Annotated in this window: 6 protein-coding genes; 5 read left to right on the forward strand and 1 reads right to left on the reverse strand. The window is 63.3% G+C overall.

Annotated features, from left to right (window positions below; genetic code table 11):
- Positions 1-986 (reverse strand): choline-sulfatase (betC, locus tag WBR57_RS28285; protein ID WP_424088562.1); only part of this gene is annotated, 986 nt, incomplete at its 3' end.
- Between the two features lie 103 nt (positions 987-1089).
- Between betC and WBR57_RS28290 the strand changes: the two genes are divergently transcribed.
- The 5 genes from WBR57_RS28290 to dgoD all read left to right on the forward strand — a co-directional run bounded on the left by WBR57_RS28290 (position 1090) and on the right by dgoD (position 5355).
- Complete coding sequence (locus WBR57_RS28290) at positions 1090-2040, forward strand: choline sulfate utilization transcriptional regulator (protein WP_424088564.1); 951 nt, start codon at positions 1090-1092, stop codon at positions 2038-2040.
- Positions 2041-2071: 31 nt separating this feature from the next.
- Complete coding sequence (locus WBR57_RS28295) at positions 2072-2398, forward strand: DOPA 4,5-dioxygenase family protein (protein WP_424088566.1); 327 nt, start codon at positions 2072-2074, stop codon at positions 2396-2398.
- Between the two features lie 162 nt (positions 2399-2560).
- Positions 2561-3523: a 2-dehydro-3-deoxygalactonokinase gene (locus WBR57_RS28300; RefSeq protein WP_424088568.1), complete on the forward strand. Its 963-nt coding sequence runs from the start codon at positions 2561-2563 to the stop codon at positions 3521-3523.
- A 1-nt stretch (position 3524) separates the two neighbouring features.
- Complete coding sequence (locus tag WBR57_RS28305; RefSeq protein WP_424088570.1) at positions 3525-4145, forward strand: 2-dehydro-3-deoxy-6-phosphogalactonate aldolase; 621 nt, start codon at positions 3525-3527, stop codon at positions 4143-4145.
- Positions 4146-4206: 61 nt separating this feature from the next.
- A complete protein-coding gene (gene dgoD, locus WBR57_RS28310) occupies positions 4207-5355 on the forward strand; it encodes a galactonate dehydratase (RefSeq protein WP_003170741.1) in 1149 nt (382 codons plus the stop codon).
- Positions 5356-5457 lie beyond the last annotated feature (102 nt).

Here is a 5457-nt window from a genome sequence, read left to right on the forward strand (position 1 = left end):
GCCTCGGACACGCGCCCCGGCGCAAACTGCCCCGGCGCGCTGACCAGCAGCGGCACGCGGGCGGCCATTTCAAACCAGTGCATTTTGTACCAGAGCCCGCGCTCGCCGAGCATGTCGCCGTGGTCGCCGGAGAAAATAATGACGGTGTCGTCGGCCAGGCCGGTGTCTTCGAGGGTTTGCAGGAGCTTGCCGACGTTGCTGTCGATGTAGCTGCACGCGCCGAAGTAGGCACGCCGCGCATCGCGGATCTTATCCACAGGCAGCGGTTTGTCCCACAGGTCGTAGACCTTGAGCAGGCGTTGTGAATGTGGGTCCAGATCAGCCTGGGGCGGCGTCGTAGGCAAGGGGATGTCGCTGTCGTCGTACAGGTCCCAGAACGGCTTGGGAATGGTGTACGGGTCGTGTGGGTGAGTCATCGAGACGGTGAGGCAGAACGGCTGGTCGCCGTCTTCGCGGATATGGTCGAACAGGTATTGCTGGGCCTTGAACACCACTTCTTCGTCGAAATCCAGCTGGTTGGTGCGCACGCACGGGCCGGCCTGCAGTACCGAGGACATGTTGTGGAACCAGGTGGGGCGGACGTCCGGCTCGTCCCAGTTCACCGCCCAGCCATAGTCCGCGGGGTAGATGTCGCTGGTCAGGCGTTCCTCGAAGCCGTGCAACTGGTCGGGGCCACAGAAATGCATCTTGCCCGACAGCGCAGTGCGGTAGCCGAGGCGACGCAGGTAGTGGGCATACGTCGGCACATCGGCGGGGAAATCCGCCGCGTTGTCGTAGGCGCCGATCTTGCTCGGCAATTGGCCGCTGACCAGGGTAAAACGCGACGGCGCGCACAGCGGGCTGTTGCAGTAGGCGGCGTCGAACACCACGCCCTGTGCGGCGAGGCGGCTCAGGTTGGGCAACTTGATCGGGGAAGGTCCGTAGAACGGAAGCATCGGCGCGGCCATTTGATCGGCCATGATGAAAAGAATGTTCTTGCGCTTCATGAGTCTTCGGCATTCCATAGGCGGTGTTTATGCGAATGAGCATGCGGCCCATGGAAAATGGGGTAAAGCCCATGAAAAGCAATGTCTAGGATAAGCACAGCTTATGTATGAAGCCCTTGGCGATTTGTCCCTCGACCTGCTGCGCGCGTTCGAAGCTGCGGCGCGTCATCGCAGCTTTACGGCTGCGGCGATGGAGCTGGGCACCACCCAGCCCGCCATCAGCCAACAGATCAAGCGCCTCGAAGAGCAGCTGGCGATCCGCCTGTTTGATCGCATCTACCGGGGTATCGAGCTGACCGACGCCGGCGCGCTGCTGTTCGAGCACGTCCAGGGCGGCTTGCAGGCCATCAACCAGGGCCTGAGCGAAATCACCCAGCAGGACCAGCACGAAGTCCTGCAAGTGGCCACCGACTTCGCCTTCGCCGCCTACTGGCTGATGCCGCGTTTGCACCGCTTCCACGCCGCCAACCCTCAAGTGGACGTGAGCCTGGTGACCAGTGAGCGCAACCACGCAACCTTGCGCAGCGATATCGACGTGGCGGTGTTGTTCGGCGATGGCCGCTTCAAGCAGGGCGACAGCCTGTGGCTGTTCAACGAGGAAGTGTTTCCGGTGTGCAGCCCGCAGTGGCTCAAGGGCCAGGCCACGCCGCTGAGCCTGCAGAACTTGCAGGATGTGCCGCTGCTGCACCTGCGCCAGGAAAACAACAGCCAGTGGTTCGACTGGAGCGGCGTGTTTCGCGAGCTGGGGATCAACGCCACGCCCACGCCCGGCCAACTGCGTTTCGACAATTACACCCTGCTGATCCAGGCCGCGATTGCCGGCCAGGGCGTGGCGATCGGCTGGCGCCATTTGGTGGATAACCTGCTGGAACAGAACTGGCTGTGCCGGCCGATCAACGACACAGTGGTCTCGCGCTTCGGCTATTACGTGGTGCAGCCGCAGCGCAAGCGCCGGGGGCAGTTGGTCGAGCGGTTTGTCGACTGGCTGCTGGCCGAGCAGGCCAGCAGCGCGCAGTCACTGACCGGGCTGGCCCTGCCATCGATTGCGGTCTAGGATTTGGCGCACAGTGGATCCGGAGTCCGACATGCAACGTATCAAGGGCTACCACGCCCATATCTACTTTGACGCCACCACCATCGACCAGGCGCGCACCTTGTGCGAGGACGGCGCAAAACTGTTCCCGCTGCGCATGGGCCGCGTGCATGAACGGCCGGTGGGCCCGCACCCCGACTGGAGCTGCCAGCTGGCGTTCGACGCCGAATACATCGGCGTGGTGTTGCCGTGGCTGGCGCTCAATCGCAATGGTTTGGTGGTGTTCCTGCACCCCGATACCGGCGACGACCTGAAGGATCACACCGACTACGCGATCTGGATGGGGGCTATGCGCGAGCTGGACTTGTCTATTTTTTAAGCACAACTTGAAGCGATAGCCCACCACCTTGACAAGGGGGTGGGCTTTTTATGGATATCTCCCACTATATGGGACTGTTATTTATATATTGAGATATCGCCAGCCATAGGTTTATATTCGCCCATCTGCTTTTTTCAGCACCCACTCATTTCAGGTGAAGCGATGCAGGCGCAATTGATCGCGCTCGACTGGGGGACCAGCTCCCTTCGTGCTTACAAACTCGGCCCGGGCGGCGTGGTGCTGGACCAGCGCGCGCTGGCGTCGGGCATCATGCACCTGCCCAGCGAGCCGCGGGAGATTGCCGGTGTACCTTGCAGCGATGGCTTCGAGTTGGCGTTCGATGCGGCGTGCGGCGACTGGCTCGACGCCGAGCCGCACCTGCCGGTGATCGCCTGCGGCATGGTCGGCAGCGCCCAGGGCTGGAGTGAAGCGGCCTACCGCAATACCCCGGTCGACGTTGCCAGCCTGGGCAAGGCGCTGCACACCGTGCGTAGCCTGCGCGGGGTGGACGTGCACATTGTGCCCGGCGTGATCGAACAGGTCGGCTTGCCCAATGTGATGCGCGGCGAAGAAACCCAAGTGCTGGGCGTGCTGCAAAGCCTGCCCGCCAGCGCTGAAGTCGTGATCGGCCTGCCGGGCAGCCATTCCAAATGGGTCGACGTGGTTGAAGGCCGCATCACCCATTTCGATACGTTCATGACCGGCGAAGTGTTTGCGGTGTTGAGCAAGCACAGCATCCTCGGGCGTACTCAAAAGGCTACTGAGCAGTTCCAGGCCGAGGCATTTGATCGCGGGGTGCAGGTGGCCCTGTCAAAGGACGGCCAGCGCGGCGTGCTGTCGACGCTGTTCAGCGCGCGCACCCTGGGGCTCACCGCCGAACTTGCGCCCGAGCAACAGCCCGATTACCTGTCCGGCCTGCTGATTGGCCATGAACTCGCCGGCCTGGACCACGCAAAACACCCGCCGATCATCCTGGTCGGCGCCGCCGCCCTCTGCGCCCGCTATCAACGTGCCCTCGCCCTGTGCGGTTTTGCCCAGGTCAGCCTGGCGCAGGAAGCCACCGAGCGCGGCCTGTGGCAATTGGCGCTGGCGGCTGGGCTCATTCAACGTGCAACGGAGGCCTGACATGCTCAAGCAAGCACTCGCACAAAACGGTTTGATCGCGATCCTGCGTGGCGTAACGCCAGATGAAGCCGAGGCGGTCGGCCAAGTGTTGTACCAGGCCGGCTTTCGTGTGATCGAAGTCCCGCTGAATTCGCCTGACCCCTACACCAGCATCCGCACCCTGCGCGACACCTTGCCCGCCGATTGCCTGATCGGCGCCGGCACGGTGTTGACGCCGGAGCAGGTCGAGCAGGTAAAGGCGGCCGGCGGCCAAGTGATCGTCATGCCCCACAGCGACGCCAAGGTGCTGCGCGCCGCGAAAGCCGCGGGTTTGTACCTGTCGCCGGGTGTGGCCACGCCGACCGAGGCGTTCGCGGCACTGGCCGAAGGCGCGGATGTGTTGAAGCTGTTCCCGGCCGAGCAAATGGGCCCGGCGGTGATCAAGGCGTGGCTGGCGGTATTGCCGGCGGGTACGTTGCTGCTGCCGGTAGGCGGCGTGACGCCAAGCAACATGCAAATGTATTTCGACGCGGGCGCCAAGGGTTTCGGCCTGGGTTCCGGGTTGTTCAAGCCGGGCATGTCGGTGGACCAGGTGGCGAACAGTGCCCAGGCCTACGTCGCGGCCTGGAACGCGCTGAACTGATGCGCTGAAAAGAACGCAAGCTGTGCGCCCTGGGCGCTGCATCGATAAGAGAGATAAGAAGATGAAAATCACCAAATTGACGACCTTCATCGTTCCGCCGCGCTGGTGCTTCCTCAAGGTCGAGACCGACCAGGGCGTGACCGGCTGGGGCGAGCCCGTGGTCGAGGGCCGCGCCCACACCGTGGCGGCTGCGGTCGAGGAACTGTCCGACTACCTGATCGGCAAAGACCCCCGCAATATCGAAGACATCTGGACCGTGCTCTATCGCGGCGGCTTCTACCGTGGCGGTGCGGTGCACATGAGCGCCCTCGCGGGCATCGACCAGGCGCTGTGGGACATCAAAGGCAAGGCCCTGGGCGTGTCGGTCAGCGACCTGCTGGGTGGCCAGGTGCGTGACAAGATCCGCGTGTATTCGTGGATCGGCGGCGACCGCCCCGCCGACACCGCCCGCGCCGCCAAGGAGGCCGTCGCGCGTGGCTTTACCGCGGTGAAAATGAACGGCACCGAAGAGCTGCAATTCGTCGACAGCTTTGAGAAAGTCGACCTGGCCCTGGCCAACGTCGCGGCCGTGCGCGATGCGGTTGGCCCGAACGTCGGCATCGGCGTCGACTTCCATGGCCGGGTGCACAAGCCCATGGCCAAGGTGCTGATGAAAGAGCTGGACCCGTACAAACTGATGTTTATCGAAGAGCCGGTGCTCAGCGAAAACTATGAAGCGCTGAAAGAGCTGGCGCCGCTGACCAGCACGCCGATCGCCCTGGGCGAGCGCCTGTTCTCGCGCTGGGATTTCAAGCGCGTGCTCAGCGAAGGCTACGTCGACATCATCCAGCCGGACGCCTCCCACGCCGGTGGCATCACCGAAACCCGCAAGATCGCCAACATGGCCGAAGCCTACGATGTGGCCCTGGCCCTGCACTGCCCGCTGGGCCCGATTGCCTTGGCGGCCTGCCTGCAATTGGACGCGGTTTGCTACAACGCGTTTATCCAGGAGCAAAGCCTGGGCATTCACTACAACGAGAGCAACGACCTGCTCGACTACGTGCGCGACCCCGGCGTGTTCGACTATGACCAGGGCTTTGTGAAGATCCCTAACGGGCCGGGCCTGGGCATTGAGATCAACGAGGAATACGTGATCGAACGCGCCGCCATCGGCCACCGCTGGCGCAACCCGATCTGGCGCCATGCCGACGGCAGTTTTGCCGAGTGGTGATCACTGACTGACAGAACGCGGTGAACAAGGTGGGAGGGGGCTTGCCCCCGATAGCGGTGAGCCAGTCGATACACTCGGTGGCTGGCACTCCCTCATCGGGGG

This window comes from Pseudomonas sp., assembly GCF_049590575.1.
GTDB lineage: Bacteria > Pseudomonadota > Gammaproteobacteria > Pseudomonadales > Pseudomonadaceae > Aquipseudomonas.